Genomic DNA, 1,855 nt, shown 5'->3' on the forward strand with positions numbered 1-1,855 from the left:
CACCAGCTCCACCGTGCCCCCCAGCTCGGAGAACAACGTCGCCCCCGGGTGGAGGGGCAGCGCGTCCGCCACCCGCAAGGTGCCCACGGGCAGCGGGTCCTCGGAGCGATCCTCAGGACCGAGCGGCGCTTGTGCCGCAGCAGCCAGCGCCACTCCCGGATCGCCGCCGCGTCCTCGTCCTCCGCCTGGGTCTGCCCCGGGGCGCTCGGGGCGGCCTTGGCGGGAGAGGCCGTCTCCCCGATCGGGGTCAGGCTGAGGGTGAAGGTCGCGTCGCGGTCGGGGAGGACCGTGAACCTCCGCGCCGGGTAGGGGACGTGCCCGCTGTCGAGCGCGCGCAGGGTGTAGGACCCGGCGGGCAGCCGCGGGAGCACGAACTGGCCCGCGCTGTCGGTGAGGGTGACGAACCCTCCGTTGCCCATCCCCTTGCCGAAGACCGAGATCACCGCGCCCGACACCGGCGTCCCGCGAGTGCTCTCCACCCAACCCACGAGCCCGCCTCCGCCTTCCCCGGCGGAGACGCCGCTCGCGAAGAGAGCCGATACGAGAACCAGGGCCCCCCGATGATGTTGGGAGTTCAACGCGTTGACCTCCAAAGGGGCGAACGCACCGACACCAGTTCACGACGCTACCAAGTGGCCGCGGATAAGTCAATAAGCCCGTCATGCAAGCCCAGGGGCCACTGTGCTATAAGACGACGGCCGGTCCCGGAGCCCCATGACCAAGATTTACGACGTCACCGTACCCCTGTCGCCGGAGGTGCCGACCTATCCCGGCGATCCCCCCTTCCAGATCCGGCCCACCCAGCGGCTGGCCGACGGAGGGGCGTTCAACGCGACCCAGATCAGCCTGGGAACCCACCTCGGCACCCACGTGGACGCCCCGTCCCACTTCCTGGCCGGGGGAGGGACCGTCGACGAGCTTCCCCTGGAGATCCTGATGGGGAAGACCCGGGTGGTGGAGGTGTCCGCCCGCGACCGCATCGACCGCGCCGACCTCGAAGCCCTCGACCTGCGGGACGACATCCGGGTGCTCCTGAAGACGCGCATGTCCGGCCAGATGAACCGGCCGCCCGTCCAGGAGGACCACGTCTACCTGACGGTCGACGCCGCGAGCTACCTGGCCCAGGCCGGGATCAAGCTGGTGGGGATCGACTATCTCTCGGTGGACCGCTTCGGCTCGGCGGACTTCCCGTCCCACCACGCCCTGCTCGAGGCCGGGGTGGTGGTCCTGGAAGGGCTGGACCTCTCGGGGGTGGAGCCGGGGGAGTACGAGATGACCTGCCTGCCCCTGCGCATCGTGGGGGCCGAGGGGGCGCCCGCGCGCGTGATCCTGCGGACCCGCCTCTGACGGGGGCGCCGTGAACGTCCTCCTGCTGCGCGACGTGGTGGCGATCCTCCTGGCGGGGGGCGCGGGAGAACGGCTCTATCCGCTCACCCGGGACCGGGCCAAGCCCGCCGTCCCCTTCGGCGGCCCCTACCGCATCGTGGACTTCACCCTCTCCAACTGCATCAACTCCGGCCTGCGCAAGATCTTCATCGCCACCCAGTACAAGGCCCAGAGCCTGAACCGGCACATCCGCATGGGCTGGAACCTCGGCAACCGCGAGCTCGGGGAGTTCGTGGACATCCTCCCCCCCCAGAAGCGGGTGGGGGAGCACTGGTACCTGGGGACGGCGGACGCGGTCTACCAGAACCTCTACTCGATCGAGCGCGAGCAGGTGCGCTGGGTGATCGTCCTTTCGGGCGACCACATCTACAAGATGGACTACGGCAAGATGCTGGAGGTCCACATCGCGCGGGGGGCCGCGCTCACGGTGGCCGCGATCGAGGTCCCGGTGGCGGACAGCCGCCGCTTC

The 1,855-nt window shown here is 70.2% G+C and carries 3 protein-coding genes; 2 read left to right on the forward strand and 1 reads right to left on the reverse strand.

From position 1 onward, the window contains the following. Positions 1 to 479: carboxypeptidase-like regulatory domain-containing protein (locus VGT06_08725; protein HEV8663207.1), on the reverse strand; the 479-nt coding region annotated here is incomplete at its 3' end. A gap of 235 nt (positions 480 to 714) precedes the next feature. On the opposite strand from VGT06_08725, the gene VGT06_08730 reads away from it, so the two are divergent. Both VGT06_08730 and VGT06_08735 read left to right on the forward strand, forming a co-directional pair. Then, complete coding sequence (locus VGT06_08730) at positions 715 to 1,347, forward strand: cyclase family protein (GenBank protein HEV8663208.1); 633 nt, start codon at positions 715 to 717, stop codon at positions 1,345 to 1,347. Between the two features lie 25 nt (positions 1,348 to 1,372). Next, on the forward strand, positions 1,373 to 1,855 hold a 483-nt coding region (locus VGT06_08735; protein HEV8663209.1), incomplete at its 3' end, for a sugar phosphate nucleotidyltransferase.

It is taken from the genome of Candidatus Methylomirabilis sp., from assembly GCA_036000645.1.
GTDB lineage: Bacteria > Methylomirabilota > Methylomirabilia > Methylomirabilales > JACPAU01 > JACPAU01.